The organism is Caldicoprobacter guelmensis (assembly GCF_016908415.1).
In the GTDB taxonomy this organism is placed as follows: Bacteria; Bacillota; Clostridia; order Caldicoprobacterales; family Caldicoprobacteraceae; genus Caldicoprobacter; species Caldicoprobacter guelmensis.
Window position 1 is genome coordinate 93,398 of record NZ_JAFBDW010000001.1, and the last position, 25,333, is coordinate 118,730.

The following is a 25,333-nucleotide window of genomic DNA, read 5'->3' on the forward strand; positions in this document are numbered from 1 at the left end:
TTGATTGACACAGCTTACCAATCGCGAAAAGATATTCATCATAATTTTTGTGGCAATATTGATTATATCAGTTTATTATGTATATTTTTACCAACCAGTGGTGAAGGACATAGAGGCAATGTCGGTGCAGGTGAAGGAGGCTGAGGACCTTCCTATGCTCATCAAATCAAAGAAGGAGCAGCTAACAAATCTACAGCACGAGTACCAAGAGCTTTCAACAAAAGTATCAGAAACGCTGGAAAGCTTACAATGGCTTGATGACCACCCAGGTCTGGTAGTACATTTATATGGAATTTTTTCAACCCGTTCAAAAAGGGAGCAAATAGAGTTTGGAGATATGGAGCAGCATACCGATTTTTGTGTGATGCCCGTAAACGTAACATTTACTGCCAGCTATGATGACTTTAAAGATATACTGGTGCAGCTTGAAAAGTCTCCTTATAAAAACCATATTCAGGCTTTGAATGTACAAGTGCTTGAGGGAGGAAGCGCTGTTAGCGTAAACATGTCCCTTAGATTCTATTTTAAACCTGAGCCTGCTCGTGAAAAGTTGAAATATCCATTTGTTGATGAGGGTAAGTACGGCAGAGGCAATCCCTTTCAATTTCCCGGTCAATGATGAGGCTTTTCTGGGGAGGTAAATCTAATAAGGGCTTTTATTTATATTACATATGGTCAATTAAAACAAATTTGTAGTATAATTGTTCCAGCCAAACTGTTTTGAAGGAGATTGAGGCTATGGCGATGAATTTGAAAGAGAACATGAGGCCTAAAAATTACATGGAAGACGTGGTGTTTCATCGTTTGGATGATATACTTGCTAGCACGGACTGTTGCAGGTGCCAGCGTTGCCGTATGGATATTGCCGCTTATGCGCTGAATCAGCTTCCCTGCAAGTATGTGGTTACTCATGAAGGGGAAGTGTATTCCAAGCTGCTTGAGCTGCAGCGGCAGTTTGAGACCGACGTCATCATTGCTATCCTTAAGGCCATTGAGGTGGTAAAGAAAAATCCTCGCCATGATGGGATGCAGTTGCAAGGGGCAAAAGATGAGGAATAAATACAATAACATCATATTGATCGGATTTATGGGGGTAGGCAAGACCACGGTGGGCAAGCTGCTGGCGCAGCGCCTGGGGTATCGTTTTGTTGACGCTGACCAGGTTATTGAGGAGGAGACGGGGCTTTCGATACCTGAGATCTTCTCAAGATATGGAGAAGGATATTTCCGTCAGCTGGAAAGGCAGGCTATCCGACGGATTTTTATCCATTCCGGCATTGTCCTTGCAACCGGTGGTGGGGCTGTGATGGATCCCGCCAATTTTTCATTTTTGATGGAAAATGGGTGCGTAGTTGCCCTGGATGCAAGCGAGGAGACCCTGTGGGAAAGGCTTAAATCTTGCAAGGACCGACCCATGCTTTACTCTGAGAATCCAAGGGAGAAGATGAGGGCTTTGCTTGAGATGAGACGCCCTGTATATTACAAAGCACATTTTGTGGTGCGTGTGGACGGCAAATCGCCAAAAGAGGTGGCAGATGAGATTATCGCTATGCTAGAGGTGGAGGGAGGAGATGGCGATAAAAAATGACGTTATAAGGTTTGGCCCGGCTGGGAATTCCGATTCGTTTTACCAGCAGGGTTACAAATCCAGCGTGGACATGCCCAGGTGGCTTCATGGCATGGGGCTTACCGCCTATGAATACACCTGTACCCATGGCGTGAACATCGGTGAAGATACTGCCAGGGCTATCGGAGAAGAGGCGCGCAAGTGGGATATAGTCCTAAGCGTACATGCGCCTTATTACATAAATTTGGTGACCAAAGATGAGGATAAAAGAGCTAAAACTAAGCGGCACATAATGGATTCCCTTAAAGTAGCCAGGTGGATGGGCGCAAAGCGGGTGGTGTTCCACCCCGGTTCGTGTTCCCAAATGGACAGGCGTACAGCTTTAGAGATAGCCCTTGATTTTTTGAAGGAGATCCTTGAAGAGGCCAGAGACTTTATAGAGGAAGGGATACACCTTTGTCCCGAGACCATGGGTAAGGTAAACCAGCTGGGGACTGTCGATGAGGTGCTTGAGATGTGTCTGCTCCATGAGTCCCTTATACCCACTCTGGATTTTGGCCACATAAATGCCATGGGAGGGGGAAGCATTAAGTCGCAAGAAGACTACCTGTGCATCATAAACAGGGTAAAAGAGGTTTTGGGCGAGGACAGGGCCAGGTACTTCCACTGCCATTTCAGCAGAATAGAGTATTCGGCTGGCGGAGAGAAAAGGCACTGGACTTTGAAGGATACCCAGTATGGTCCTGAATTTGAGCCGCTGGCCGAGGTGTTGGCGTCGCTTGATTTAAAACCTATAATAATATGTGAGTCCAGGGGCACAATGGCGGAAGATGCTGTGCGGCTTAAAGAGATTACACTTCAAAAAATCCATCTATTCAATGCTGGTATTTTGTGATAATATATTGAAGTGGAATTTTTGGTGTGGGCAGGTGTGCGCACAAGAATATGAAGGTTTTGGTGATAAACGGCCCAAATTTGAACCTTTTAGGCCAACGGGAGCCCTCGGTATATGGCAATACTGGCCTAGGCCGCCTGGTTGACATGCTAAAGGACCACGGCAGTGAAATGGGGATTTTGGTGGACCACCTGCAATCCAACAGCGAAGGGGACATCATAGATGCCCTCCATAATGCCATGGGCAGATATGATGGTGTCATCCTCAACGCGGGTGCGTATACCCATTACAGCTATGCCATACGCGATGCTGTGGCTGCCGTAAAGCTGCCCGTCATAGAGGTACATATCTCCAACATATATGCCAGGGAAGAGTTTCGCCGGCACTCGGTTATAGCGCCGGTATGTATAGGGCAGATCAGCGGTTTGGGCATTGAAGGCTATCTGTTGGCTCTGGATTATTTCGCGAGGTATTTTGAGAAAAAAAGCTAGAAAGGGGGGAAGAGCGCGTTTCTCTCCCTCTGAAAGAGTTTTTTGCGCTCGCATATGATGAAGACGCCGGTGGGCAGGTTGCTGGACCGAATGGAGAACCATGACGGAGGTATCAATGCAGCCCTGATCACCAACCCTGAGGATGTGGAGTACTATTCCGGCTTTAGGGGAAAGGGTGCGGTGCTTTTCGTCCATCCGTTGGTGCGTTATCTCATCGTCACCGATTCTGATGGTGTCCAACAGTGTACCGAAAAATGTTCAGGGTTTAAAGTCATCAATGCGTCGTGGAATGAAGCTGTCGGGTTTCTTTCAGAATTGTGCAGCAAATTGGGAGTTCATAGTATATGGTTCGAAGAAAAGCATATTAATAAAGAAGAATACAGATTGTTGAAGGAGTCATTAAATGGAGTGGAGCTCATACCGGGTGATGATTTTATCGCTCGAAAAAATATTCTTTAAGGAAGGGATGTGGTGATTATGGAAATGATTGCAGCAGGCGATTTTAGAAAAGGCGTGACCATCGAGCTTGATGGTCAGGTTTATACCATTGTGGATTTCCAGCATGTAAAGCCGGGTAAGGGTGCGGCGTTTGTGCGCACAAAGATTAAAAACATAGTGACGGGCAACGTGCTTGAGCGCACTTTCAACCCTACTGAAAGAGTGCCCAGGGCTCACATAGAGACCAAAGAGATGCAGTATTTGTACAACGATGGCAACCTATATTATTTTATGGACACTGAAACATATGAGCAGATTCCTTTGAACAAGGACCAGGTAGAAGATGCCATGAAGTATATAAAGGAAAACATGAATGTGACCATCAAGTTCTACAAAGGAGTGCCTTTTACAGTGGAGCCGCCAAACTTTGTGGAGCTTAAGGTCATCGATACCGAGCCGGGCGTCAGGGGAGATACGGTGACTGGCGGCAGCAAACCGGCAACTTTGGAAACAGGGGCCGTCATTCAAGTTCCGCTGTTTGTCAACGTGGGAGACGTGATCCGAATCGATACCAGAAACGACGAGTATATAGAGAGGGTTTGAGGGGTATAGTATAAAATGAAATCATGCGTTTGAGGCCGGGATAGTCATATCCAATTAAAAAGGAGGAAATCGAATGAACAATAATCTAAGAGAAAAGATGTCATACATCAAAGGGTTGGCAGAAGGGTTAGGGCTGCAAAAGGAAGACACAAAAGAAGCCAAGATACTTACAAACATCATTGAATTGCTTGATGATGTGGTAGATGCCTTAGAGGTGCTAGAGAATTCTCAGGCAGAGCAGGACGATTACCTCGATGCGCTCGATGAAGATTTGTCAGAGCTGCAAAACGAGATATACGGAGAAGATGAGGATGATGATGAGACCAACTATGTAGAAGTGACCTGTCCTCACTGTCACGAAACCGTGTATTTCGACGAGCAGATGTTTGAGGAAGAGGATGACATCATCTGTCCCAACTGTAAGCAGCCGATATATGAGGAAGGGGAGGAGGACTCCGAAGAAGAAGGCGGAGAATGAACTGCCAGGCGCAAGCCGGTGTATTTGGCACCGGCTTTTTTTATTTTTGGTGATATTCTTTGCCCGCCTGACATAGATATTTATTGAAAAGGGAGGACGAGTTGTTTATGCAGTGCTCATCGGGGTGTTCTGGAGCTTTGTGGAAAAGGGTAATACTGGACGTTTTGCCAGAGAACCTTCAAAGGATGATTGACGGTATCCCTCAAGATGTAGCTGATGGATTGGAGGAGATTCGGATACGCCAGGAGCGTCCTGTTGTCATACATGGCCGCGGCAAAAGCTATTATTTAGATGCCGATGGTAAGCTGTTGCCTTCGCCTGAAAGGGCCTATTGTCCTACCCGTAAGGATGTTCAGAACATACTTGAGCGCATATCCAACTATTCTATATATGCAGTAGAGGACGAATTGCGCAATGGATACATAACTTTAAGGGGTGGATATCGTGTGGGCCTGGCAGGCAAAGCCGTACTGGAAGGAGGAAAGGTTAAGACGCTAAAATATATCAATTGTTTCAACTTTCGCATATCCAGAGAAATTGTTGGGGTTGCTGATAAGGTCATGCCCTACCTGGTTTCGGGAGCAGAGGTTTACCATACCATAGTGTTGTCTCCGCCTCAAATGGGGAAAACCACTTTAATCCGGGATATCGCCAGGCAGCTCAGCAATGGTTTCCCTGGTTTTAGAGGTACAAAAGTGGGGATTGTGGACGAGCGCTCTGAAATAGCCGGATGCTTCCAGGGCGTACCTCAGAATGATGTAGGTATGCAGACCGATATCCTGGATGCATGCCCCAAAGCCGAGGGGATCATGATGCTCATCCGCTCCATGTCTCCTGCTGTGGTCATAACCGATGAGATTGGCAAAGCTGAGGATGTGGAGGCGATCGAGGAGGCGCTCAATGCTGGCGTGAAGATAATCACGACCGCTCACAGCAGAGATATAGGGGATGCACGATGCCGACCCATCCTCTCTAAAATTTTGGACAAAAAGATATTCCAGAGGATCGTTGTGTTGGGGAATTCTCTGGGAGTGGGTACGGTCGAAAAGATATATGATGGCTATACTTTAGATAACTTGCTGGAAAGGCCAATCCGGTAAGGGTGGGAGGTAACTGGTCTATGGCATTTGTCAAGATATTATCCAGTGTGGCCATAGTGGCGTGCTGTTCGCTTTTGGGGTTGCAGGCCGCAAATGCATATGCGTTGAGGGTAAAGGAGCTCAGAATGCTTAGGATGGCCTTTGCTCATCTAGAGAGCGAGGTCATAAGCTATGCTACTTTTTTGCCCGAAGCAATCGAAAAAGTAGTTCATCTTACAAGTGGAGGGGTAAAGGAATTTTTACAAGAGTTCGGGCATAGGTTACAGAGCAGGAGTGGCGACACGGCCGCCGAGGCGTGGGAAAAGGCTTTGAAAGGCTGGAAAAAACACCTACATATCACGGCTGAGGATACGCAAATTCTTTTGACATTTGGTAAGGTAGTGGGGATAAGCGATAGGGAAAGCCAGCAAAGATATTTTCAAATAATCCAAGGCCAGCTTAAGAACCAAGAACAAAAGGCGGAAGAGGCCTGCTCTAAATACCAGACTATGTACAGGAATTTGGGAGTGCTGGGTGGATTGGCTCTGGCAATTATACTGCTATAACGGAAGGGGCGTGTGCTGCGATGAGCGTGGATATAATTTTCAAAATAGCGGCTATAGGCATTTTGATCTCGGTGCTCAACCATGTGCTTAACAGGGCAGGCCGGGAAGAGATATCCATGATGGTTACATTGGCAGGCATAGTGGTGGTTCTCTTAATGGTGATAGACATGATCAACAGGCTGTTCAACAACGTCAAGAGCATATTCCAGCTTTACTGAGGAGTGCAGGATATGGACGCAGATGTTTTGCAGCTTGTGGGGTTAGGGGTAATCGCAGCTATTTTGGCCTTGGTCTTAAAGCAACACAGGCCCGAAGCCGGTTTGTTTGTAGCAATCGCCGCAGGGGTCATTATACTGCTCATGGTGATGGGGAGGATTGCCTCCATCATCGAGGTGCTGAATGACATGGCCCGGCGAGCCGATCTTGATTGGATACATCTGTCTGTAGTGCTGAAGGCCGTGGGCATTGCTTATATCACCGAATTTGGTGCTCAGGTGTGCAAGGATGCAGGAGAGAATTCCATAGCCTCCAAAATAGAGCTGGGTGGCAAGATCGTGATACTCAGTCTGACCATTCCTATCCTGGTAGGGTTGATCGAAGTTATACTGCAAGTTCTTATTTGAGGAGATTTAAGAAATGAAAGCCTTAAGCGTTATTTTGCTATTTTCATTGTTCTTGCCAGTGACGGCATTTGCTCAACCCGATTATACCGAAGAAAATATAAGGGAACAGATGAGGCTTGCTATAGATCAGCAACTGGAAGGAATAAATGTGGAGAGCTGGGATGAGTTCATAGAAGGCATTAGGCAGCAGGGGAACCCGGCCTTTCAAGAGGGGAATGCACGGGATGTCATAAAGAAAATATTGACAGGTAAGTTAACCTTGGATTTCAAGGACTTATGGGTTCATATAATAAGCATCTTTTCAAGAGAAATGGTGGCAAACTTGGGTTTAATGGCCAGAATAATGGCTTTGGCCATAATATGCGGGGTATTGAGAAACATGCAGGACTCGTTTGAGAGCGTTTCGGCAGCCGAAGTAGCCTATTTTGCGTGTTATATGGTGGTGACGTTAATAGTTATACACAGCGTCATGTTGGCTTTAGAAGCCGGCAGAAAAGCAGTGGACGCCATGACATCCTTCACTCAGAGCTTTTTCCCCGTCCTGTTGATACTGCTGGTCTCGGTAGGGGGTATAACTTCTTCTACCATTCTAAATCCCACCATCGGTTTATTGGCAGGGTTCATGGGTACAGCTCTTGAGCATGTGGTGTTTCCTTTGATACTGGCTTCATCGGTTGTAATCATGATAAACCACATAAGCGATAAGGTCCAGCTCAATCGCTTGAGCTCGCTGCTTAAAAATGTATGCGAATGGACATTGGGAATATTATTCACCGTATTTGTAGCCGTTCTCACCGTTCAAGGAGCAATGGCAGCCTCCATCGATGGAGTATCCATAAGGACGGCCAAATTTGCTGTAGACGCCTTTGTACCAGTGGTAGGCAAGATGTTTGCCCAGGCTGTGGATATGGTGGTCGGGTGTTCGCTGCTTATAAAAAACGCTGTGGGGATTTTGGGTTTGCTGGTGGTGGCCTTCATATGCCTGTATCCGGTGCTTAAGATACTGTGCATTATGGCTATATATAAGTTTGCCAGCGCGATTCTGGAGCCGGTCACGGACAAGCGCATTGCGGATTGTCTCAACGATATTGGTAACATCATGGTTATAATTGCAGTGACGGTAACCGGCATGGCCATCGTCTTTTTTCTGGTAATAACCTTGGTCATAGGGATTGGAAATGCTGCTACCATGATGAGGTAACCGTATTATATAGGGCTCGCTTTTATAATAGCAATTTGATACCACGCCTAAAGTAGGGAGGCATGATTATCAAGGAGGTGAGGCGCGGTGTGAACCCTTCAATTGGCAGGTGGCTGGTCAATTTAGCTGTGATTAGCATAATGGGCGTGCTGATAGATTTAATGCTTCCAAGTGGAAACATGAAGAGGTATGTCAGATTTTTGATTAGCATAGTGTTATTGAGCGCCATGTTAAAGCCCATTTTCCAGCTGTTCGGGCAGTTACCTAATTTAGAGAGGTATACCACACAGGCCTTTGCAACCGTGGATTTTGCCAATATGAGCTATCAGGTACAATGGCTGAAAGGCAAGCAGGATAGTGAGATAAGAAAGTATTTTGCGGAAAACATAAAGTCGCACATGGAACAGCAGATCAAACAGTTTAAGGGCTATGAAGACGTGAGAGTCGATGTTGAAATGGGTGAAATAGTTCGCGATGGAACCCAATTGCCCAATATTCTAAAGGTGTATGTAGATATAGGTACTCCTGCAAGCAGCCGTATTCAGCCTGTACGCATCAAGGTAGACGCGAGGGCTTCATCTTCTGATAAAACCAGTAAGCCTTCAAAAGATGAGCAAGAGATAAAGGCGTTTTTATCCAGCGTATATGGCATTGACCAGAACAGGATAGAGGTGCGCTTTAGCATTCCAGGCGGCAATGAACAAAAGGCTCAGGGAGGAGAGGAACCATGAAACAACCAGTTTTTCTGAAAAACGTGCTAGAAAGGTTCAAAAATTTAAAAAACGCAGAGATAATAATTGTTTTGCTGTTTGTGGCGGTTGTGGTGAGCGTATACGCATCAAGCATGGATAAGGCATCTCCTCCTGTGCCGGATACTGACAAGGGAACCAGCAAAGGAGTACAGTGGGTGGGGCAGGATACATACGAGGATCAGCAGGAGCTTAAGCTGCAGAAAAAGCTTTCAGCTATAAAAGGAGTGGGAAGGGTGGAGGTGATGATTACGTATAAATCAAGTCGGGAGATCGTTACCGCCATGAATACCACCCAGTCGGAGACGGTGACCGAGGAGCAGGACAGCAGCGGGGGAACGAGAAAGGTGTCCCAGCGGGATGTGAATAGCCAGACCGTTACGATCGGTGAGGCCGGGAATGCCAAACCGCTGGTCATCAAAGAGATGGAACCCGAGATCAAAGGGGTAATAGTCATAGCCGAGGGTGCAAGGGATGTAAGGGTGAAGCTTGACTTAATAAGAGCTGTACAGACAGCCCTGGGGATTAGCCCCCAGCAGGTTGAAGTATTTGAAATGGAAACAAATAAAATGAAGGAGTGATGAAAATGCTGGTTTTAAGAAAAAAGAGCGTGGTGATGGGGATCCTGGTAGCGTTGTTGATCATAACAGGCTATTTAAACCTTGTCTACAATCAAAGCGTGCTCAATGGGCAGGATGTACAGGAAGCTTCAAGCCAACAGGAGAAAGAGGACGGGATAGCGGTCAAAGGGCAAGAGGATTCATCCGGGGAAGAGGATGCCACTGAGGTGGCGGCCATCAGTTCAGCCAATTTCTTTGCCAGTTATAGAGCAGAAAGGGAAAATACCCGCAAGGAGGAGATAGAGTATATACGCGAGATACTGGATAATCCTGCATCGGACCCCGATATGAAAAAGGAAGCTCAGGCGCAATTGCTTGAGATCACAAGAAACATGGAGAAAGAAATGGCCATAGAAGCCTTGATCAAGGCCAAAGGGTTTAGGGATGTGGTGGTAATTCTCCACAAGGATTCAGTGAACGTCATTGTGGATAAGCCTGAGTTGAAGCAGGAGGAAGTGGCGCAGATCCTGGATATAGTGCGCCGCGAATCAGGCCATAAACCCGAAAATGTAAAAATTATACCTAAAATATGAGGAAGAAGTTTGTAAAACACTGCCTCTTCTGCTATAATAGACATTGTACACAATGTTTGGAGGTGGGATAAATGTCCGAGGTCATGCAGAATAAAACAGAAGAATATGGAAAGGTAACCTTTGCAGATGAAGTGGTGGCCATCATCGCGGGACTTGCTGCTACTGAAGTGAAAGGGGTTGCCGCCATGAGCGGCGGCGTGGCAGGAGGTATAGCCGAAAAGCTGGGGCGCAAGAACCTCACTAAAGGGGTAAAAGTGGAGGTAGGAGAGAAGGAAGCAGCCATTGACCTGTACATCATCGTAGACTATGGGGTAAGGATACCTGAGGTGGCGTGGAATATTCAGGAAAATGTAAAAAAAGCGGTGGAGACCATGACAGGGTTGTCGGTGGTGGAGGTTAATGTGCATGTTCAGGGCGTCAATTTTGATAGGGAAATCAAGGAAGAGGATGTGGTTTCCAAGAAACAATAGAATACACATCTTTTGACCCTCTGAGCCTGTCAGAGGGTTAATTTTGCCAAGTACAAATGAGTTTGTTTCTGTGGAGAAGGTACTTTATCAAAGGGGAATAAAAGAAAACAGATTGAGGAGGAAAAAACATGAAGATAAGTTGGGGCGAAAGGGCCTTGTTGGTGGTTTATACTTTGGCAATAGCAGTGGCTTCGTTGATCATGATGGCCATAGCAGTGGGAATAGTACCGTTTAAAGGGGTAGTTGAATACATAAACGATATTCAATATGATTGGGACTTTGCCCTAGTCCTTTTCCTCATATCTCTTGCCTTTTTGGCGGCAAGCCTCAAGCTTTTGTTTTTGAGGCAAAAGCGCATCGTTCTTGCCGGCACGCTCATTAAGAACACGGAGCTGGGCATGATAAGAGTATCGATAAATACGCTGGATATGTTGGTACAAAAAGCCGTAAGGGGGTTTAGTGAGGTAAAGGATGTAAAGAGCTTGGTGGTTGCCGAACCCGATGGAGTAAGGGTGCGCCTTAACATGCAGCTCATGCCCGATGTCAACATCCCCGAGATAAGCCAGGCCGTACAGAAAAAGGTCAAGGAGTATGTTGAGGCTACTGCAGGAATTGTAGTGAAAGAGGTATATGTTTATATAGACAACCTTGCTGCCCTTCAGCGTTCAAGGGTAGAATAAGGGAGGAGCTTCCAAAATGCAACGAGAAGAAATGAGCGTTTTTTTCAAATCCAATAAAGGGAAAATAATAGGTGTAGCGGTGGGGTTGTTGTTTGGTGTGCTGGTGTTGGTGGTGGGTTTCTGGCGCTCTCTCTTTCTGGCCATATGTATAGGTATCGGATACTTAATAGGGAGCGTATACGATGGGGGCAGTAAGCTGCGCATGTTTTTGAAAAAGATGTTTTCCAATGATTTAATGTAGGACATCGAGTTTAAAATATAGCAGCGATTGGGAGGAAAAACATGGCTAGAAAAGATGCAAGGGAAGTGGCCATGAAGCTTTTATACCAAAAAGACTTTTCAGGAGAAACGGACCTGGATTACCTGCTTATAATGGACCCACATTATTCTATAAATGAGAAGGATAGAGAGTATATACTTGATATGCTGAATTTGTTTGAAAGCCATGCTCAGGAAATAGATGGGTATATAAAGGACTTTTCGATAGGCTGGGAATTTAGCAGGATTGCCAAAGTGGACCTTGCCATACTGAGGTTGGCGCTGTGTGAAATGCTGTACCGTTCCGATATTCCTGTGAGCGTTTCGATAAATGAAGCGGTAGAGCTTGCCAAAAAGTTCAGCGGGGATAAGTCAGGGAAGTTTGTCAATGGCGTGCTGGGCGGCTTTATCCGCAGCAGGCAGATTGAAAAAGAAGGGCAGAGCTCAGCGGTAGAGGGTCAAGCCTCATTTGAGGGTGAGGACAAACAACAGGTACAAAACCCATCAGGGGAGCAAGCGGCAGCTGAGGCACAGGACGTATCGGGCGATAAAGGGGATAAATCGGGAGCGGAGGAGAGCGCACGGTGAGATATATCCTCGGTGTGGATACCAGCTGCTATACCACCTCTGTGGCTCTGGTGGATTTGGATGGTAATGTTTTTCTTAACAAACAGATCCCCCTGGAGGTTGAGGAGGGGCAGAGGGGCTTACAGCAGTCAAAGGCGCTTTTTCAGCACCTTCACCGTTTGCCCCAGGTGGCCAGTGAGGTCGCAAAGGCCATCGACCCCAAAAATGACCTGGTAGCCATATGTGCCACCAGTAGGCCGCGGCCAGTAGAGGGTTCGTATATGCCGGTTTTTATGGTATCCCATCTTGCAGGACAAGCCTGGGCAAACATGCTTGGCATTCCTTATTATGCTGTCAGCCATCAGGAGAGCCACATACAGGCGGGGATCTTTTCGGCGGGAGGGCCAGATAGCCCCTGTTTCTTGGTCATACACCTCTCTGGAGGTACGTCAGAGCTGCTAAAAGTGATCGATACGGGGACGGGCTTTAAAATTGAAATACTGGGTGCAACGCAGGACCTGCATGCTGGTCAGTTTGTCGACCGGGTAGGGGTAGCCATGGGGCTTCGGTTTCCGGCAGGAATGTATCTAGAAGAGCTGGCATTGAGGGGAAAGGATGGGCATATCACCATCCCTTTTTCTGTTAAAGGGTTGGCGATAAGCTTTTCAGGGCCAGAGGCGCATGCCCTTAGACTGCTAGGCCAGGGGGTTAAGAGAGAAGATTTGGCCATAGCGGTATATAACTGCCTTGTAAATACCCTTGAAAGGTGGATATTGAATGCCGTCGATACCATTGGCGCCGGAATAAGCGATGTGCTTTTGGTGGGGGGTGTGGCGTCCAGCGCCATACTCCGTAAAAAGCTGATTGATAGGTTTGAGAAGCGGGCAAACTCCATACGCCTTTACTTTGCCGACCCATTGCTTTCGAGGGATAATGCCGTGGGTACGGCGCTTTTGGGCTTGAAGCTTTACAGAGCACAACATCTGCTCTGATGAAAAGCTTTTGGAAATTGCTTACCGGAGAGGAGGATTACGTTGGAAGCAAGGATAATAGACGGGAAAAAATTATCAGAGCGTTTGAAGGAGGATATAAAGGCCAGGGTAGAGGGGTTGAAGCAGAAGGGTGTAATTCCGGGATTGGCTGTTATACTGGTGGGGAATGACCCGGCTTCTGCGGTGTATGTGCGTAACAAAGAGAGAGATTGCAATCAGGTGGGGATACAATCGCGAGTGGTCAAGTTGGATGAGGACACGCCGCAGAGAGAATTGCTGGAATACATATACAAGCTGAATGCTGACCCCACGATACACGGCATACTTGTGCAGCTGCCGTTGCCGCCGCATATGGATCCAAATGCGGTCATAAATGCCATTGATCCTTCTAAAGACGTCGATGGCTTTCATCCCGTTAATATGGGGCGTCTCGTGATAGGGGAGGAGTGTTTTGAGCCCTGTACCCCCAAGGGCATCATCCGGCTTATACAGGAGACCGGTCAACCTATAGCCGGCAAGCACGCTGTAGTGATAGGCAGGAGCAATATAGTTGGGAAGCCAGTGGCATTGATGTTGCTGAGGCACAACGCCACAGTAACCATTTGCCACTCCAAAACCGTCAATTTAAAGGAAATAACCCGGCAAGCCGATATACTGGTGGTTGCCGTGGGAAAGCCTAACCTAATTGATGGCAGTTTTATAAAACCAGGAGCCATAGTCATAGACGTGGGTATAAACAGGGTAGAGGATCAACTGGTAGGGGACGTGAATTTCCAGGATGCCTGCCGCGTGGCGGGATGGATTACCCCTGTACCGGGGGGAGTTGGGCCAATGACCCGGACAATGCTTTTGGAAAACACCATTCTGGCAGCTGAGAAAAAATGGGCAGGATAATCTTTACGGTTCATCAAGTAAATGAGTATGTCCGCGGTTTGCTTGGGCGGGACCCTATACTGCAGGATGTATGGGTGCGCGGGGAGGTTTCCAATTTTAAGGTTCACTCCTCGGGACATATATACTTTACTCTCAAGGACGAACAGGACAGGATACGCTGCGTGCTGTTTAGACAAAATCAAAGGGATATGGACTTTATACCGTGCGATGGCATGAGGGTGCTGGTAAGGGGCCAGGTATCGCTTTACTGCAGAGACGGGCAGTATCAGATTTACGTAATGCACATTGAAAAGGATGGGATAGGCGAGCTTTACCTGGCTTTTGAGGCTTTAAAGCAGCGGCTTAAGGCTGAAGGGCTGTTCGATGCGCAGCATAAAAAGCCCATCCCTGCTTTTCCTAAAAAAATCGCTGTTATCACTTCGCCTACGGGAGCAGCGGTTAGGGATATCATAAAGATTGTAAGGCGCAGATGTCCGTGTGTGGACATACTGGTAGTTCCCGTGTTGGTACAGGGTTCTGCAGCTCCCGCTCAGATAGAGGCTGCTCTGGACTACATCAATACGAGGGACGACATCGATACCATCATCTTGGGCAGAGGAGGAGGTTCCCTGGAAGAGCTGTGGGCTTTTAATGAAGAGGTTGTGGCCCGGGCCATCTGGCGTTCAAGAATTCCGGTGATATCGGCCGTGGGGCACGAGACCGATTTTACCATAGCTGATTTTGTGGCCGACCTGAGGGCACCCACTCCTTCGGCTGCTGCCGAGATGGCGGTGCCTATGCTTCAACACCTCCAGGAGACGTTGGTCGGGTTAAATATTAGGCTGTTGGAAGGTATGCGCAATATGCTGCTGCGAAAGAGGAGCAGCTTGGAGTATTTGCAGTCCAGTTATGTGCTCAAGTATCCCGACAGGATATTGCAGCAGCGCAAACAGCGGCTGGATCAAGCTTATACAAAGCTTTGTGTGGCTTTTAATGATATGCTGTCGAAAAAGCGGGAAAGGCTCTCACGCTGGGCAGTTGCCCTTGATGCTTTGAGCCCTTTGGCCGTGCTGGGACGTGGCTATGCCGTAGTCACTTTGAAGCCCTCTCATCGGGTGGTACATTCAGCAGAGGCATTAAATCCGGGCGACGATATTACAGTACATTTTAAGGATGGGCGTGCCCATTGTAAGGTAGAGAAAATAGAGAATGGGGTGTGGGGGATAAATGAGCCATAAGGGTGACAGGGCTATGTCAGAACTTACATTTGAAGAGGCATTGAAGGAGCTGGAGGCCATAGTATCACGCCTCGAGTCAAATGATTTATCGCTGGAAGAGGCTATGGAACTGTTCAAGCGAGGGGTTAGCCTGTCTGCCTATTGCAACGCAAAGCTGGAAAAGGCTGAAGGAATGGTAAAACTGCTTATACAAAATCAGGGGAAAATTGAAGAAGTTCCTTTTATGCCTACAGAGGGAGATGAGGTATGAATTTCAATGAGCTGTACAACAATAAATTGGCATTAGTAGAGGACGCTTTAAAGAGATTGATGGAGCAGCATGGAGATTGTCCGCCAACCTTGCTTAAAGCCATGAACTACAGCCTGTTTGCAGGGGGGAAGCGCATCCGTCCCGTGCTTTTGCTCGCGGCCCATGAACTGGTGGGAGGAAACATCGAGGAGTCCATGGCATTGGCCTGCGGCCTGGAGATGATCCATACCTATTCCTTGATACATGACGACCTCCCTGCCATGGACGACGATGACCTGCGCAGGGGCATGCCAACCAACCATAAAGTTTTTGGCGAAGGGATGGCCATACTGGCAGGTGACGGCCTGCTAAATCTAGCTTATGAGGTTTTTCTGGAAAACGCCATGAAGTATCCTCACAAGCTGGAACGGCATGTGAGGGCGGCTTTTGCGATAGCAAGAGCGGCTGGAATTCACGGCATGATAGGTGGACAGGTGGCTGACCTTGAACAGGAAGGCAAGGAAGTCAAGCCCGATGTGCTTTTTTATATCCACACCCACAAGACCGGGGCGTTGATTGAAGCAGCTGTTAGGGCCGGAGCCATACTTGAGCCCATAGGGGAAGACGTTGAGGATGCCATAGCAAAGTATGGCCAAAAGCTGGGGCTGGCATTTCAAATAGTAGACGATATATTGGACGTGACGGGAGATGCAGCCAGTATGGGGAAAAACCCCAATCGGGACCAAGCACACCAAAAAGCCACTTTCCCAGCTCTGTATGGCCTTAAGGAATCGCAGCGCATGGCACAAGAGCTGATTGACCAGGCGGTAAGCCATCTTGACTGCTTCGGCAAAGATGCCGGTTTTCTGAAAGAATTGGCTCGTTATGTGCTGAAACGCCAGAAATAGGAGGGAACTGATGGAACAGCTTCGACAGCTTGTAGCCAATTCGGTGTTATGGGTAAGCTTTCTGGCGTGGTTCATCGCCCAGGCATCCAAAGTGGTCTTGACAATACTTACTCATAAAAAGCTGGACCTGCGTAGGTTTGTAGGGTCAGGAGGCATGCCCAGTTCCCATACTGCTTTGGTGGTTTCCCTGGCTACCGCAATTGGAGAGACAAATGGTTACAATTCGCATATATTTGCTTTATCTCTGGTGTTTGCCTTTGTGGTGATGTATGATGCCGCTGGAGTGAGGAGGGCGGCTGGCAAACAAGCTGCGGTACTCAACGAGATAGTAGAGAGGCTGCAGGAAGGCAGGGATGTTCCGCAGGAAAAGCTGAAGGAGCTTATAGGCCATACGCCTATAGAGGTCATAGTGGGTGCAGTTTTAGGCTTTATAATAGCCAAGCTTCTGGTGTAGAATTTGAATTTATGCGGGTATTGTGGTATAATACTGTTCCAGAAAACAAACTCATGCGTGGTGGTGCAGTATTCTAGTCAGCCCGGCCAATTTTGAAGACGGGCCTAAAAATCCGTCAAGGGCACATCGATGAAGTTCCTGGTGCTGGCTCGCGACGCCCAGTCGTGGGTTGGTGCTGGGAGTTAAGGAAGATGGGCGACCCGCAAAGGCATGCGGGCGTTGACCCATCTTCCGCGGAGACCCAAGCTGGTGGCAGCCGTTACATGCTACTACTTGGGCTTGAACCTGCATCGCGGCGAAGAGCTGTGTGCAGCGTAGCCCGCCTTGAGTGGCATGGGTGGATTACAGGTCAGGTTTCTGCACAAAGGGGCCCATTGTGCGGGGGCTATTGCTGTATGAAACCCATGCTGCAAAAGAGGCTAGAAATTGGCTGTGGCTGTCGGGGAAAGCCCCTAGACTGCTATAGGGTGCGCTGGGGATTACAGTGTGGTCTAAGTGGTGATCCAGTTTTACCGATGGCGACACGGTAAGGTGGGGTTTAAAGGGAAACCGCTTCTTCGGCGACGGGAAGTACCCCGCCGGGAAATCCTACTGGACCTTAAGCCGCAAAGTCTACCCAGCGCATCACCACCACGGTGCATAACATGTATAAACGGGAGAGTGTGTGGCTTTTGTCAAAGGATGATGGTAGTCCTTATAAAAGCAACGGCAATAAAAAAGGAATGGACAAGAGGAGGAACGGTAAGAACGGAAAAATTAACAATAAGAATGGCCAAAATGGTAAAAAGCCCAATGGCTATAAGGGATGGCCGCTTAAGGCATTGGTCTTAACCTTTGTCATTGCGTGTACATTCAGCTTTTTTTCCGAGGTTACGATAAGGCGGTTAAACAATCTGTTGGTGGCCGTGCTTATATTGTTGTTCATCATATCCATAGGCGTGGTCTTTGATATAATAGGTATTGCGGTGGCGTCGGCGTCCGAGGTGCCGTTTATCTCGATGGCCTCTAAAAAGGTACGCGGTGCGAAGGAGGCCATATACCTTATAAGGAGGGCTGACCAGGTTAGCAGTTTTTGTAATGATGTGGTAGGAGATATATGCGGGATCATCAGCGGTGCTGCAGGCAGCGTTTTGTTGATGAAGATTACATGGATGAACTTTATGAACTCTGTCTCATTGCAAGAAAGCCTGTTGAGCATAATAATAAGTAGTTTGATTGCTGCAATTACAGTAGCAGGTAAGGCTGTAGGTAAAAGCTTTGCCATCAACAATTCCCAAAAGGTGGTATATTATACGGCCTATTTGCTGTCGTTATTCGACAGGAACGAAATGTCCAACAGCAAGAAAAGCTCGCAATGGAATGTGTTTATGAAAGCGAGAGAGAAATAGATATGGATAAGTTTTCTCTTCTTAAGCGCGTTGATTCGCCAAAAGATTTAAAACGCTTGAAGATGGATGAGTTAAAGCAGCTGGCTGAAGAGATAAGGCAATTCCTGCTGGAGAAGGTGTCCAGGACAGGGGGGCACTTGGCTTCAAATCTGGGCGTAGTGGAGCTGACCATAGCCCTCCACTACGTATTCAACAGTCCTTTTGATAAGGTCATTTGGGATGTGGGGCATCAGGCGTATGTACACAAGATACTTACTGGAAGGAGGGAGCAGTTCGATACGCTCCGACAGTTTGGCGGTTTGAGCGGTTTCCCAAAGCGCAGCGAAAGCGTACATGATATCTTTGATACTGGCCACAGCAGCACGTCTATTTCGGTGGCACTAGGGATGGCCAGGGCCAGGGACTTGAGGAATGAAAAGTATAGCGTAGTGGCGGTGATTGGCGATGGTGCATTGACGGGTGGAATGGCCTTTGAAGCTTTAAACGACGCCGGCCATTCCAGGACAAACCTCATTGTCATATTGAACGATAATGAGATGTCCATATCTGAAAACGTGGGCGCTTTGGCCGCTTATCTTTCAAAGCTGAGGTCAAATCCCAGGTATACCAGGGTTAAAAAAGGAGTGGATTCGCTGGTACGCAGAATCCCATTTATGGGGCAATATTTTGCCGATATGATCGAAAGATTTAAAAACAGCTTTAAATATCTCGTGATCTCTGGTATGTTGTTTGAACAAATGGGGTTTACCTATATGGGCCCCATAGATGGACACAATCTGCCGGCGCTCATTGACGTGATGAAAAGGGCTATTATGGTGGAGGGGCCTGTGTTGATTCATGTGGTAACCAAGAAAGGCAAGGGCTATGATTTTGCAGAGCGAAATCCTGAACTGTTCCATGGGGTTCCTCCTTTTAATATACAGAGCGGCGAAGTAATGCCAAGGAAAGAGGTCACTTTTTCTCAGGCCTTTGGGCAGCATTTGGTTGAGATGGCAGAACGGGACCCAAGGGTTGTCGCTATTACGGCGGCTATGCCCGAAGGTACCGGGCTTGTTGAGTTTAAGAAGCGATTTCCCAATCGCTTTTTTGATGTAGGTATTGCTGAGGAACATGCCGTCACAATGGCTGCAGGGTTGGCTGCCAGCGGTTTTAGACCATATGTGGCCATTTACTCTACTTTTTTGCAGCGGGCTTACGACCAGATACTCCACGATGTATGTCTGCAAGGGCTTCCCGTGGTGCTGGCAATTGACAGGGCTGGCATAGTGGGTGAGGACGGTGAAACCCATCAGGGGATATTTGATATAAGCTACTTGAGGCATATACCCAATATCACTGTGATGGCTCCCAAGAATGTAGAAGAACTCAAACATATGTTGGATTATTCTTTGACGGTGGACGGGCCTGTGGCCATACGATACCCAAAAGGCAATACGGGAATAGATGGCATATTCCCTGCAAACTCGCTTGAGGGGCTAAAATGGGAAACATTGGTAAATGGAAACGATTGTTGCATATTTAGTTTTGGCAGGATGCTTAAAGTGGCTTTAGAAGTGGCTTCCATCCTCAAGAAGGATGGCATAAGCGTTCGTGTGGTGAATGCAAGGGTTATCAAACCGCTGGATAAGCAGCTGCTTATGGATATCTCGAATCGAATAAATAAGTGGGTTACGCTGGAGGATAGTATTATCCAGGGGGGATTTGGAAGCAGCGTAAACGAGTTTGTCATGGCTCATCAGCTTCCTGTATCTGTAGTCAACCTGGGTATCGATGATTGCTTTGTTCCACATGGGTCGGTGGAGCGTTTGCTTGGCGAACTGGGGCTTGACTCCAATAGTGTGGCCTTTAAAGTGAAAAAATTTTTGAGTGGATATAGAAAGAGGGCGTATGTCAACTTCTAAAGAGCGGTTGGATGTATTGCTTGTCAAAAAAAATCTGGTGGGGAGCCGAGAAAAGGCAAGAGCTGCTATAATGGCAGGCCTGGTGTACGTTGACGGCAAAAAGGTGGATAAGCCTGGTAGTCTAGTAAAGGTTGACCAGGAAATAGTCGTTAAAGGGGAGCCAATTCCTTATGTTAGCCGGGGTGGGCTTAAGCTGGAAAAAGCCCTAAGGGCTTTTAACGTGTCGGTTGAGGGGAAGACGTTTATGGACGTGGGAGCCTCAACGGGTGGTTTTACCCACTGCCTCCTTCTAAACGGCGCCAAAAAGGTATATGCCATAGATGTGGGATATGGACAGTTGGCCTGGCAATTGAGGCAGGACCGGCGCGTGGTGGTTATGGAACGCACCAATATTCGATATGTAACCCCCGATATGTTCGATGAGCCGGTACAAGGCGCTACTATAGATGTGTCGTTTATATCCTTACGGCTGGTAGTACCTGTAGTCAAAGATATAGTTATGGACGGCAGCGACATCATAGCCCTGATAAAGCCGCAGTTTGAGGCGGGCAGAGAAAAGGTGGGCAAAAATGGAGTGGTGAAGGACCCACAGGTCCACAGGGAGGTGCTTTTAGGATTTTTAGGATTATGCCAACAACTCGGCCTTTCACTTTATGACATTACTTATTCCCCCGTTACCGGCCCTGAGGGGAACATTGAGTTTTTGGCTTACGTGCGCAAGGAAGTCGCCTCTCCTATCATAAATGTGACTTCCTACAAGCTTAAGCAGGTAGTTGAAGAAGCGCATAGGGAGCTTTTACATGGTCAGCGAGGGGGTGCCCTGTGATAAATATCGGCGTTATACCCAATTTTTCAAAGGACCCCGGCGGGGTTAAGACCAGTGCCATTGTATCAAAGATACAGCAAAGGGGTATGTATCCCCTTGTCTTACCTGAGGTTTATGAGGTCATAAATGCTGGAAAGGTTGTAGCAAAAGAAGAGTTTTATAGAAGCTGTGATTTCGTATTTGTGCTGGGGGGAGATGGTACACTGCTGAGAGCAGCCAGGCAGGCTTGCAAGTATGGCCTGCCTGTTTTGGGTATAAATATGGGACGGCTGGGGTTTCTGACGGAGGTGGAGGTCTCTGATATAGACCAGGCTCTTGATTCCATATTGGCGGGAAACTATTACGTTGAGCAGCGCATGATGCTCAAGGCTAAACTGTTACGCCAGGGGATGGAGATGTGTGAGTTGATGGCCTTAAACGATATAGCCATTGCCAAAGCCTCTTTTGCTCGGATCATTCACCTGAAGGTATTCATCAATGGCGAGTTTGTTGGGTATTATCCCGCGGATGGGGTTTTGGTGTCCAGCCCTACCGGTTCAACGGCTTATTCGCTATCCGCCGGTGGGCCGATAATAAATCCGGCAATGGAGTGCCTCCTGCTCACTCCTATATGCCCTCATGCTTTGAATGCAAGGGCCATAGTCACCGACAGCAAGGACGAGATATGCATTGTGGTGGCTGACAAAAGCCGTGATGTCCTGCTGACAGTGGATGGGCAGGAGGGGGTGCCGGTATACAAAGGGGACAGGATAGTGGTAACCAAGGCTGAGGTAGAGACCAGACTTGTGCGCATAAAACGGCCAAGTTTTTTTGGCCTGCTCAGGGATAAGATGACAGAGCGGCTTTCTGATCTGCCAGAGGCAGGAGGAGGGATAGAAGAATGAAGCTGCAGCGCCACGCAAAGATACTCGAACTCATACAGCAAAAGGACATTGAAACTCAAGAGGAGCTGGCAGAAGAGCTGAGAAACCACGGCTTTGACGTCACTCAGGCTACAGTATCCAGGGATATAAAGGAATTGCGGCTCATAAAAGTCTTAACGCCCGCAGGCACTTACAAGTATGCCACCATGAGCAAGACCGATTCACAGAACTGGGAAAAGTTGATACGGGTTTTTGCTGAATCGGTCACCTCCATAGACTGTGCCAATAATCTAATTGTGGTTAAAACTCTTTCAGGCAATGCACAGGCTGCGGCGGCTGCTATTGATGCGCTTAACTGGCCCGAGATTTTGGGATGCGTGGCAGGTGATGACACCATACTGGTGGTGGTAAGGGATGCCGAAAAGGCAAACGATGTGGTGGGACGCTTCAAAAAATTGAGCCGCTACACCAGCTAAGGAGATTAGTTATCGACCGTTTGGGATTGATTGCAGCTGACCAATTCAGGTTTGCTCCATTTGTATCGGTGTAACCACCTGTTGTTTCAGGTATAGGTGGGGGGGTGCCTTCATGCTTAGCCACTTGTCCATACAAAACGTGGCTTTGATCGATAGCCTTACAATTGAGTTTTGTGAAGGCTTTAACGTCATGACGGGGGAGACGGGGGCCGGGAAATCCATCATAGTGGACTCCATAGGGTTGATACTGGGCGAAAGGGCCGACAAGGAGCTCATCCAGACGGGAAAAGATTATGCACAGGTGGAAGGCGTGTTTTATTTGAAGGCCCCTGAGCAGGTGATGTCCGTTCTCCAGAAATACGGCATACCCATGGAAGATGACGGTACATTGTTGATTATGCGCCAACTTTCGCGCAGCGGGAGGAATATATGCCGCATAAACGGGCACATGGTGACCCTTTCGGTGCTGAAGGAGATAGGGCAGCACTTGGTGGATATACATGGCCAGCATCAACATCAGTCGCTGTTAAACCCTGAAACCCATATCGATATCCTGGATCGCCTGGGAGGGCAGGCCATAGCCCCTTTAAAGCAGGAGGTACAAAAGCTGTATTCTCAGTGGAAGGCTGTAAAGCAGGAGATAGATGACCTCATCAACCTCGAAAGAGACGGGGAACGCATGAAGGACCTGTTGGCCTACCAGATAAACGAGATAGAGGCGGCAAATCTAAAGGTGGGCGAGGATGTCGAGCTTTTAAATGAACGCTCATTGCTTCAAAATGCCGAAAAGGTTATCGGTACCATTCAAGAAGCTTATGAGATTCTCTATGCCGGTGGAGATAGAGCAGCGGCGGTAGTTGATCAGCTGGCAAAGGTGATGGATGGATTTGGTCAGATAGCCAAACTCAACTACGAGTTTGAGCGTATAGCGCATGACATTGAAAACATATATTACCATTTAGAGGATGTCATAGATAGGATAAGGAATTTGAGGGACAGCTTTGAGTATGACCCTGAAAGGCTTAATGAGATCGAAGCCCGCCTGTCCCTGATACACTCCTTGAAGAGAAAATATGGTGCTACTATTGAGGATATACTGTCTCTTAAGGAAGAACTTAAAGAACAGCTTTCTAGCATTGAGTGTAGCCAGGAAAAGTTGGACCAGTTGAGGATGAAGGAGAGGGAAATTTACGGGCAACTGATAGGGGTTTGTGCTGAGCTTTCCAAAAAAAGGAGGGAGCTGGCAGAGAGCTTGGAACAGCAGTTGGTATCCCAACTTAAAGAGCTGGGAATGGAGAAGACTAGGTTTAAAGTAGAAATATTAAGTCCGGATGATGACAGCCTTGAGGGGAAGCAACAGGAAGACTATCGTTTAAGCTATATTACACCACAGGGGTTTGACAGGGTTGAATTTTTGATATCGCCAAATCCGGGAGAACCGCTCAAACCGCTTGCCAAAATCATCTCAGGCGGTGAGATGTCCAGGGTGATGCTGGCTTTCAAGACCGTCTTGGCAGAGAAAGATGATATACCCACCCTCATCTTTGACGAGATAGATACAGGGATAAGCGGCCGAATAGCCAGTGCAGTGGCTGAAAAGATGAATGCCCTGTCGCGTTCTCATCAGGTGATATGCATCACCCATCTACCTCAAATCGCCGTCATGGCCGACAGGCATTATAAGATTGAAAAGAGGGTTTGCGATGGACGGACTGTAACGCAGGTGAACCTGTTGGACGACAAGGGCCGTCAGATGGAGATCGCCAAGCTGATCGGGGGAGCTGAAGTCAGCAATATAGGGCTGGAACATGCACAGGAGTTAATTGATGCGGCACGCAAGGTAAAAGCGATAAATTGATATGACGATGAAAGGGCTAAATTGCCCTTTATTTTTTTGCATTTTTTGCCTTGCAAGGCCTCGAATAATTTGTTTTCTTTGAGGTTAACTTAAGTTTATGAATTTTAATTTGACAGACAGGACAGGAGAATGTGACAGCTATGGAGAGATACAGGATAAAAAAATCGGTAGGAATATTTCTGGCATTGGTATTTTTGTTTATAAACTATTCTCCATGGGTTCAAAACCTAAAAAACATACCTTCGGAGCTTAAAATTTTTGAGGGTGACGCTCATATACTAAAAATTGGGTTGCCGCTTACTGTCAAGATTGAGGCGGATAACGTCAATGTTTTGAAGTTTAACGGCAATTCCCTTAAAGACCAGCCCAATTACAACATGGCGCAGCCTTTGACCATACAAACGGTAAGCAAAGGTGACGCAGAACTCATATTTAAGCTTTTTGGCATCATCCCCATCAAGCAGATGAGGGTAAAAGTGGCGCCGGTAAAAAAGGTGTTTCCCGGGGGCAACTCCATCGGGGTTTCCATGTATACCCAGGGGGCATTGGTGGTTGGCATATCTGAGGTCATGGACCCCGAGGGTTTTACCCACTATCCGGCCAGCGAGGCCGGCCTGAGGCCGGGTGACGTAATCGAAAAGGTCAATGGCATTGAGGTGGAAAATGCGGATCATCTTTCAAAGCTGGTAAATCAGGTAAAGGAAGAAGGCCTGGAACTAGAAGTGAGAAGAGGTAATACCATATTTAAAACCCATATAGTGCCGGTAAAGGATATGCATGACTCCAAATACCGGCTGGGAATTTGGGTGCGCGACAGCACTGCCGGGGTAGGTACTCTTACATTTTACGACCCTGATACCGGATGCTTTGGCGCTTTGGGTCACGCCATTACGGATATCGACACCGGCGTTTTGCTGTCGGTGAAAAACGGCGAAATAATGCAGTCCACTATAATAGATGTGAAGCAAGGCAGGCGCGGCGAACCCGGGGAACTCAAAGGAGTTTTTTCAAGCAGGCAAAAGGCTATAGGCAGTATAGTGCGTAATACCCAATACGGGATATACGGGAAAATGTACCACCCCTTGCCAAAGTTTTATTATGATAAACCGCTTCCGGTGTGTTCACAGTATGATGTAAAGGTAGGGAAGGCCAGTATATTGACTACAGTTGATGAGGAGGGCGTGAAGGAATTTGAGGTTCAAATAGTCAGGGTAAATGTGCAGCAGCATCCCAGTTCCAAGGGGATGGTCATCGAGATTACAGACCCCAAGCTGCTTTCCCGAACAGGAGGTATAGTTCAAGGGATGAGTGGCAGCCCAATAATCCAGGATGGGAAGATTGTAGGGGCCATTACCCATGTATTTGTGAACGACCCTAGAAAGGGATATGGCATATTCATAGAATGGATGCTGGAAGAGTGTCGAAAAATTGTTGATTGATGTAACATAAGGCAAGAAAACGAAAAAACCTATTGGCAAAAAAAGTGTGAAACCGACAATTGTTTTTTGA

General features: G+C 47.5%; 34 protein-coding genes. All 34 read left to right on the forward strand.

What is annotated here, in order from left to right; genetic code table 11:
• The first annotated feature begins 4 nt into the window (after positions 1–4).
• The 34 genes from JOD02_RS00485 (at position 5) to spoIVB (ending at position 25,263) form a co-directional block, all read left to right on the forward strand.
• On the forward strand, positions 5–619 hold the full coding sequence (locus JOD02_RS00485) for a hypothetical protein (RefSeq protein ID WP_204485951.1): 615 nt from the start codon (positions 5–7) through the stop codon (positions 617–619).
• A gap of 119 nt (positions 620–738) precedes the next feature.
• Positions 739–1,059, forward strand: a complete 321-nt coding sequence (locus tag JOD02_RS00490) for a late competence development ComFB family protein (protein ID WP_243426248.1) — start codon at positions 739–741, stop codon at positions 1,057–1,059.
• Positions 1,049–1,588, forward strand: coding sequence for a shikimate kinase (locus tag JOD02_RS00495; protein ID WP_204485953.1), 540 nt, complete (start codon positions 1,049–1,051; stop codon positions 1,586–1,588). The genes JOD02_RS00490 and JOD02_RS00495 overlap by 11 nt, the downstream gene beginning before the upstream one ends.
• Entirely contained in the window at positions 1,572–2,462 is an 891-nt protein-coding gene (locus JOD02_RS00500) for a TIM barrel protein (RefSeq protein ID WP_204485954.1), read from the forward strand. Before JOD02_RS00495 ends, JOD02_RS00500 begins: the two co-directional genes overlap by 17 nt.
• A gap of 50 nt (positions 2,463–2,512) precedes the next feature.
• Positions 2,513–2,953, forward strand: a complete 441-nt coding sequence (aroQ, locus tag JOD02_RS00505) for a type II 3-dehydroquinate dehydratase (RefSeq protein WP_204485956.1) — start codon at positions 2,513–2,515, stop codon at positions 2,951–2,953.
• Positions 2,954–2,995: 42 nt separating this feature from the next.
• Positions 2,996–3,412 carry an aminopeptidase P family N-terminal domain-containing protein gene (locus tag JOD02_RS00510; protein WP_204485958.1) on the forward strand — a complete coding sequence of 139 codons (417 nt, stop codon included), beginning with the start codon at positions 2,996–2,998 and terminating at the stop codon, positions 3,410–3,412.
• 24 nt (positions 3,413–3,436) lie between these two features.
• Complete coding sequence (efp, locus tag JOD02_RS00515) at positions 3,437–3,994, forward strand: elongation factor P (protein ID WP_204486594.1); 558 nt, start codon at positions 3,437–3,439, stop codon at positions 3,992–3,994.
• A gap of 73 nt (positions 3,995–4,067) precedes the next feature.
• Positions 4,068–4,472: a CD1247 N-terminal domain-containing protein gene (locus JOD02_RS00520; protein WP_204485960.1), complete on the forward strand. Its 405-nt coding sequence runs from the start codon at positions 4,068–4,070 to the stop codon at positions 4,470–4,472.
• Positions 4,473–4,579: 107 nt separating this feature from the next.
• Entirely contained in the window at positions 4,580–5,572 is a 993-nt protein-coding gene (gene spoIIIAA / locus JOD02_RS00525; protein ID WP_204485962.1) for a stage III sporulation protein AA, read from the forward strand.
• Positions 5,573–5,592: 20 nt separating this feature from the next.
• A complete protein-coding gene (locus JOD02_RS00530) occupies positions 5,593–6,117 on the forward strand; it encodes a hypothetical protein (RefSeq protein ID WP_204485963.1) in 525 nt (174 codons plus the stop codon).
• A gap of 20 nt (positions 6,118–6,137) precedes the next feature.
• The gene (gene spoIIIAC / locus JOD02_RS00535; protein ID WP_204485965.1) at positions 6,138–6,335 is read left to right on the forward strand and encodes a stage III sporulation protein AC; all 198 of its coding nucleotides are present in this window, start codon (positions 6,138–6,140) and stop codon (positions 6,333–6,335) included.
• Positions 6,336–6,347: 12 nt separating this feature from the next.
• Positions 6,348–6,740, forward strand: coding sequence for a stage III sporulation protein AD (gene spoIIIAD, locus JOD02_RS00540; RefSeq protein WP_204485967.1), 393 nt, complete (start codon positions 6,348–6,350; stop codon positions 6,738–6,740).
• A 13-nt stretch (positions 6,741–6,753) separates the two neighbouring features.
• Positions 6,754–7,941 (forward strand): stage III sporulation protein AE, encoded by a 1,188-nt coding sequence (gene spoIIIAE / locus JOD02_RS00545; protein ID WP_204485969.1) that lies wholly within the window; start codon positions 6,754–6,756, stop codon positions 7,939–7,941.
• A gap of 62 nt (positions 7,942–8,003) precedes the next feature.
• Positions 8,004–8,672 (forward strand): stage III sporulation protein AF, encoded by a 669-nt coding sequence (spoIIIAF, locus tag JOD02_RS00550; protein WP_204485971.1) that lies wholly within the window; start codon positions 8,004–8,006, stop codon positions 8,670–8,672.
• Positions 8,669–9,271, forward strand: coding sequence for a hypothetical protein (locus JOD02_RS00555; protein WP_204485973.1), 603 nt, complete (start codon positions 8,669–8,671; stop codon positions 9,269–9,271). Before spoIIIAF ends, JOD02_RS00555 begins: the two co-directional genes overlap by 4 nt.
• 5 nt (positions 9,272–9,276) lie before the next feature.
• Entirely contained in the window at positions 9,277–9,843 is a 567-nt protein-coding gene (locus JOD02_RS00560; RefSeq protein ID WP_204485974.1) for a SpoIIIAH-like family protein, read from the forward strand.
• A gap of 71 nt (positions 9,844–9,914) precedes the next feature.
• Positions 9,915–10,313 (forward strand): Asp23/Gls24 family envelope stress response protein, encoded by a 399-nt coding sequence (locus JOD02_RS00565; protein ID WP_204485975.1) that lies wholly within the window; start codon positions 9,915–9,917, stop codon positions 10,311–10,313.
• A gap of 128 nt (positions 10,314–10,441) precedes the next feature.
• Positions 10,442–10,993, forward strand: a complete 552-nt coding sequence (amaP, locus tag JOD02_RS00570; protein WP_204485976.1) for an alkaline shock response membrane anchor protein AmaP — start codon at positions 10,442–10,444, stop codon at positions 10,991–10,993.
• Positions 10,994–11,009: 16 nt separating this feature from the next.
• Positions 11,010–11,234 carry a DUF2273 domain-containing protein gene (locus tag JOD02_RS00575; RefSeq protein WP_204485977.1) on the forward strand — a complete coding sequence of 75 codons (225 nt, stop codon included), beginning with the start codon at positions 11,010–11,012 and terminating at the stop codon, positions 11,232–11,234.
• 41 nt (positions 11,235–11,275) lie between these two features.
• Complete coding sequence (gene nusB / locus JOD02_RS00580; RefSeq protein WP_204485978.1) at positions 11,276–11,839, forward strand: transcription antitermination factor NusB; 564 nt, start codon at positions 11,276–11,278, stop codon at positions 11,837–11,839.
• Positions 11,836–12,810, forward strand: coding sequence for a Kae1-like domain-containing protein (locus JOD02_RS00585; protein ID WP_204485979.1), 975 nt, complete (start codon positions 11,836–11,838; stop codon positions 12,808–12,810). Before nusB ends, JOD02_RS00585 begins: the two co-directional genes overlap by 4 nt.
• 42 nt (positions 12,811–12,852) lie before the next feature.
• A complete protein-coding gene (gene folD, locus JOD02_RS00590) occupies positions 12,853–13,704 on the forward strand; it encodes a bifunctional methylenetetrahydrofolate dehydrogenase/methenyltetrahydrofolate cyclohydrolase FolD (RefSeq protein WP_204485981.1) in 852 nt (283 codons plus the stop codon).
• Positions 13,692–14,921: an exodeoxyribonuclease VII large subunit gene (gene xseA / locus JOD02_RS00595; protein ID WP_204485983.1), complete on the forward strand. Its 1,230-nt coding sequence runs from the start codon at positions 13,692–13,694 to the stop codon at positions 14,919–14,921. The genes folD and xseA overlap by 13 nt, the downstream gene beginning before the upstream one ends.
• The gene (gene xseB / locus JOD02_RS00600; protein ID WP_243426249.1) at positions 14,911–15,171 is read left to right on the forward strand and encodes an exodeoxyribonuclease VII small subunit; all 261 of its coding nucleotides are present in this window, start codon (positions 14,911–14,913) and stop codon (positions 15,169–15,171) included. The genes xseA and xseB overlap by 11 nt, the downstream gene beginning before the upstream one ends.
• Positions 15,168–16,058 (forward strand): polyprenyl synthetase family protein, encoded by an 891-nt coding sequence (locus JOD02_RS00605; protein WP_204485985.1) that lies wholly within the window; start codon positions 15,168–15,170, stop codon positions 16,056–16,058. Before xseB ends, JOD02_RS00605 begins: the two co-directional genes overlap by 4 nt.
• Positions 16,059–16,068: 10 nt before the next feature.
• Entirely contained in the window at positions 16,069–16,512 is a 444-nt protein-coding gene (locus tag JOD02_RS00610) for a divergent PAP2 family protein (protein ID WP_204485987.1), read from the forward strand.
• Between the two features lie 191 nt (positions 16,513–16,703).
• Positions 16,704–17,042 (forward strand): hypothetical protein, encoded by a 339-nt coding sequence (locus JOD02_RS00615; RefSeq protein ID WP_204485989.1) that lies wholly within the window; start codon positions 16,704–16,706, stop codon positions 17,040–17,042.
• Positions 17,043–17,183: 141 nt separating this feature from the next.
• Positions 17,184–17,900: a hypothetical protein gene (locus JOD02_RS00620; protein WP_204485990.1), complete on the forward strand. Its 717-nt coding sequence runs from the start codon at positions 17,184–17,186 to the stop codon at positions 17,898–17,900.
• Between the two features lie 2 nt (positions 17,901–17,902).
• Entirely contained in the window at positions 17,903–19,801 is a 1,899-nt protein-coding gene (dxs, locus tag JOD02_RS00625; protein WP_204485991.1) for a 1-deoxy-D-xylulose-5-phosphate synthase, read from the forward strand.
• Positions 19,788–20,627, forward strand: a complete 840-nt coding sequence (locus tag JOD02_RS00630; RefSeq protein ID WP_204485992.1) for a TlyA family RNA methyltransferase — start codon at positions 19,788–19,790, stop codon at positions 20,625–20,627. The genes dxs and JOD02_RS00630 overlap by 14 nt, the downstream gene beginning before the upstream one ends.
• A complete protein-coding gene (locus JOD02_RS00635) occupies positions 20,624–21,511 on the forward strand; it encodes an NAD(+)/NADH kinase (RefSeq protein WP_204485993.1) in 888 nt (295 codons plus the stop codon). The genes JOD02_RS00630 and JOD02_RS00635 overlap by 4 nt, the downstream gene beginning before the upstream one ends.
• Complete coding sequence (locus tag JOD02_RS00640) at positions 21,508–21,966, forward strand: arginine repressor (protein WP_204485994.1); 459 nt, start codon at positions 21,508–21,510, stop codon at positions 21,964–21,966. The genes JOD02_RS00635 and JOD02_RS00640 overlap by 4 nt, the downstream gene beginning before the upstream one ends.
• Positions 21,967–22,078: 112 nt before the next feature.
• Positions 22,079–23,824: a DNA repair protein RecN gene (gene recN, locus JOD02_RS00645; protein ID WP_204485995.1), complete on the forward strand. Its 1,746-nt coding sequence runs from the start codon at positions 22,079–22,081 to the stop codon at positions 23,822–23,824.
• A 140-nt stretch (positions 23,825–23,964) separates the two neighbouring features.
• Entirely contained in the window at positions 23,965–25,263 is a 1,299-nt protein-coding gene (gene spoIVB / locus JOD02_RS00650) for a SpoIVB peptidase (protein WP_204485996.1), read from the forward strand.
• Positions 25,264–25,333: the final 70 nt, after the last annotated feature.